This window comes from Rhodosalinus sp. (assembly GCF_041685465.1).
In the GTDB taxonomy this organism is placed as follows: Bacteria; Pseudomonadota; Alphaproteobacteria; order Rhodobacterales; family Rhodobacteraceae; genus Rhodosalinus.
This window is the reverse complement of record NZ_JAWLFS010000274.1, coordinates 1-3,691: the sequence shown is the minus strand read 5'-3', so window position 1 is coordinate 3,691 and position 3,691 is coordinate 1. Positions and strand designations below refer to the sequence as shown.

General features: G+C 73.9%; 4 protein-coding genes. 1 reads left to right on the top strand and 3 read right to left on the bottom strand.

What is annotated here, in order from left to right; all coding sequences use genetic code 11:
• Positions 1 to 1,045, top strand: a 1,045-nt coding sequence (locus ACESL7_RS14260; protein ID WP_372893966.1) for a hypothetical protein, incomplete at its 5' end; no start/stop codon positions are given.
• A 124-nt stretch (positions 1,046 to 1,169) separates the two neighbouring features.
• Here ACESL7_RS14260 and ACESL7_RS14255 read toward each other — a convergent pair.
• The 3 genes from ACESL7_RS14255 to ACESL7_RS14245 all read right to left on the bottom strand — a co-directional run.
• A complete protein-coding gene (locus ACESL7_RS14255; RefSeq protein ID WP_372893965.1) occupies positions 1,170 to 2,663 on the bottom strand; it encodes an SPOR domain-containing protein in 1,494 nt (497 codons plus the stop codon).
• A 66-nt stretch (positions 2,664 to 2,729) separates the two neighbouring features.
• Positions 2,730 to 3,377, bottom strand: coding sequence for a uracil phosphoribosyltransferase (upp, locus tag ACESL7_RS14250; RefSeq protein ID WP_372893964.1), 648 nt, complete (start codon positions 3,375 to 3,377; stop codon positions 2,730 to 2,732).
• A 97-nt stretch (positions 3,378 to 3,474) separates the two neighbouring features.
• Positions 3,475 to 3,691 (bottom strand): cytidine deaminase family protein (locus tag ACESL7_RS14245; protein ID WP_372893963.1); only part of this gene is annotated, 217 nt, incomplete at its 5' end.

The following is a 3,691-nucleotide window of genomic DNA, read 5'->3' as shown; positions in this document are numbered from 1 at the left end:
GAGGCAGAGCAGTGCGCCCATGACCGCCCTCGAGCAGTACGCCCGCCTCGAGGCGCCGGGCGTCTGGCGCGCCGCGCCGGACGCGCAGCGTCGGGATGTCGTGGTCTCGCTCGGCGAGGCGAGCCTGACGATCTCGGACATGCAGGACCGGGCGCTCGCGCATTGGTCGCTCGCGGCGGTCGCCCGCGCCAACCCGGGCGAGGTGCCGGCGCTGTATCACCCCGACGGGGACACGGGCGAGGAACTGGAACTCGGTGAGATCGCCTCGGACATGATCGACGCCATCGAGCGGGTGCGCCGCGCGGTCGCGCGACGCCGTCCCCGTGCCGGCCGGCTTCGCGCCGCGGGAGGGCTGCTGGCCGCTGCTGCCATCGCGGCGGCGGCAGTGGCCTGGCTCCCCGGCGCGATGCAAGATCACGCGCTGCGCGTGCTGCCGCCGGCCAAGCGCACCGAGGTCTCGGAGGCGCTGATGGACGAGATCCGCGTACTGGCGGGGCGGCCCTGCCACACGCCGGAGGGCGACACGGCGCTCGCGGCGCTCGCGGACCGCGTGCTGGATGCGGGGGCGTCCGGGCGCCTCGTCGTGCTGCGCCAAGGCCCCGTCGCCACGGCGAGCCTGCCGGACGGGCGCATCCTGCTTGACCGCGCCCTCGTCGAGGATCCCGAAGACCCCGATGTGCCCGCCGGCTTCGTGCTGGCGGAGGCGGTGCGGCAGACGGAAGAGGATCCGCTCGCGGCTCTCGTGCGGGCCGGCGGCGTCGCGGCGAGCGTCCGGCTGCTGACGACGGGCCGGCTGTCGCCGGACCTTCTGCGGCGCCATGCCGAGCACCTTCTGACAAGACCCCCGGCGCCGGTGCCGCAGGCGGCCTTGCTTGCCGCCTTCGAGGCGGCGGAGCTGAGCGTGCGGCCCTATGCCTATGCGCGCGACGTCACGGGCGAGACGGTGCTCGGGCTGATCGAGGCGGACCCCTTCGCGGTGCAAGCGCCGCGCCCGGCGCTCAGCGACGCCGACTGGCTGCGCCTGCAAGGCATCTGCGAGGAGTGATGCAGCCGTCCGGGCGCGCCGCGTCCAAGGTAACGCCCGGGGGGACCGCACGCGCCACCGGCAGTCCGGCGCCGGGGCGAAGGTGCAACCATGGCCGACGGCGGCCCCTTGACGGAACGCCGCGTCAGTTCCGGGCGAAGGCGTCCGCGAAGCCTGCACCCCGCGCCGCGTCGAGCGCCCCGCGCAGCTCGGCGCGGGTGTCGAACGGCCCCGCGAGCACGAGGCGGTGCTTTCCGTCGCGCACGACCCGCACGGGCAGCCCAAGCGCGCCGAGCCGGTCGGCGGTGCGCGCGGCGTTCTCCGGCTGCCCGAAGGTGCCCACCTGCACGAAGCGGCGCGCGGCCGGGGCCTGTGCCTCCGGCGGGTTCGAGCGCGTGGCGAGTCGCACCGGCTCCTGCATGGCCGTCCCTTCGGCGGGCGCGTCGACGCGCACCGCGTCGCCCTGCCCCTCCTTGCGCAGGAGGCGCACGCGCCCGTCCGAGGCGACCTGAACCTCGACCTCGTCCTTGGCCGACATGTAGGCCTGCTGCGTCGGCATGTCGGTGAACGGGTAGACGAGACGCGGGTGATCGGCGGTCACATCCTCGCCGCTCGCCCGGTCGATCAGCCGACGCGGGGTGGTATCCGTCCAGATGAGATTCATCTGCGCGCGGCCATCGAGGGTCTGCTCGGCCCGGCGCGGGTTCAGCCGATCGTCCTGCCAGGCGGGTTCATAGCCCTCAGGCACCGACACTGCGGCGGAGGCGGGTTCGGGCGGCTGCCAGAGGTGGCGCGGCAGAACCCGCAGGTCGGCTGTCCTCCCCGCTTCGTTCCGGGCGCCGCCTCGGTCGTAGCGGTAGACGCGCGCACCCTCGGGCAGGCGTGCCCCGTCCGCGGCTGTCACCACACGGAAGCTGTAGGGCGGTTTGGCCTGCGGGCCGCAGCGGATCCGCTCGCGCGGCTCGGCGACGAGGAAGTGCTGCGACAGCCGCGACGCCTCCGGGCAGGCGCTCCCGTCCGGAGCCGGCGGCGCGTCGGCCTCCTCGGATCCGCTCGGCCGCAGAGCGGAGGCCGGAGCCCCCTGCGCCCCGGCCCGCAAGCGCGGGCGCGGCTCGGCCTGCTGCTGTGGCGCAGATGCAGACTCGGTCCGAGCAGGCACCCGGGGTTTCACAGAGGTGGCGGGGGCGGTATCCGCGTCCCGCCCGGGGGCAGCGTCGGCGTCGGGCTCGGGGGCAGCGTCGGCGTCGGGCGCGGGCGCGGCCGCTGTCTCGGCCTCCGCCGCGCCATCGGCCTCGATGCCGATGCCGGCCACCTGCTCCTCGGCCACCTGCTCCTCGCGCTCCGGCGCCTGTCGGTCCGCCGGGGCCTCGGGCTCGGACGCATCGGCGAAGGTCGGCTCGAACCCGCAGAGCTGTTCCCGGTCGCGGTTCACCCGCGGCACCCAGGTCACATTGCCGTCGACACCGGCGCGGATGTAGACGCATCCTCGGCTGTCCACGAACTGCCGGCCCTCGTAGCTCCCGGGCGGAAAATCGGCCGGCGGGCCGGCGGTGTCCAGCGTCTGCGCCCCGGCCGGAAGGCCGACACAGAGAAGACACGCCAGAAGGGCGCCGCGCGGACTCATCGTCGTCGAATTCATGTCATCCCCCACAGATGCATGGGCAGGATGCCGCAGGATATCGCGCGAGTAAAGCGCAGCGATGCTCTATTTTGTGCCGTACATGCGATCGCCGGCGTCCCCGAGGCCCGGCACGATGTAGCCGTTCTCGTCCAGCCGCTCGTCGAGCGCGGCGGTCACGATCGGCACGTCCGGATGCGCCTCGGCCATGCGCTGGACGCCCTCCGGCGCGGCGAGCAGGCAGAGGAAGCGGATGTCGCGGGCGCCTGCCTCCTTCAGGAGATCGATCGCCTTGGCCGACGAGTTGCCCGTGGCGAGCATCGGGTCGACGACGATCACCAGCCGCCCGTCGAGCCCGTCGGGCACCTTGAAGTAGTACTGCACCGGCTGCAGCGTCTCCTCGTCGCGGTAAAGCCCGACGAATCCGACGCGCGCCGAGGGGATCAGCTCCAGCACCCCGTCGAGCAGGCCGTTGCCGGCGCGCAGGATCGAGATCAGCGCGAGCTTCTTGCCGGCGAGCACGGGCGCGTCCATCTCGCCGAGCGGCGTGTCGATCGGCTGCGTGGTCAGGGCGAGGTGGCGCGTCACCTCGTAGGCGAGAAGCTGGCTGATCTCGCGCAGCAGGCGGCGGAAGCCGGCGGTGGAGGTCGCCTTCTCCCGCATGTGGGTGAGCTTGTGCTGCACCAGCGGATGTTCGACGATCGTGAGGGTCTCGGGGATACTGCGTCGGGTCATGGGCTGCGGTCCTCGTGGCGTGCGGTCCTCTCCATACGCACTCTCGCGCGCGGCGCAAACCACCGGCGCGACGCACGCCCCCGATGCGCAGCAGGCGTCAGTCGGCCGCCATGTGGCCCGGCCCGAAGGCGCCGGGCAGGAGCGCGCCGAGGGTCATCCGCCGCTCGTCGCCCGCGAGGGTGGCCATGACCACGACGACCTCCGGCGCCGCGAACTCGGCCAGCCGCTGGCGGCAACCGCCGCAGGGCGAGACCGGCTCGGGGCCGTCGGCCACCACGTAGACCTCGGCGATGCGTGTCTCGCCGGCCGCGACC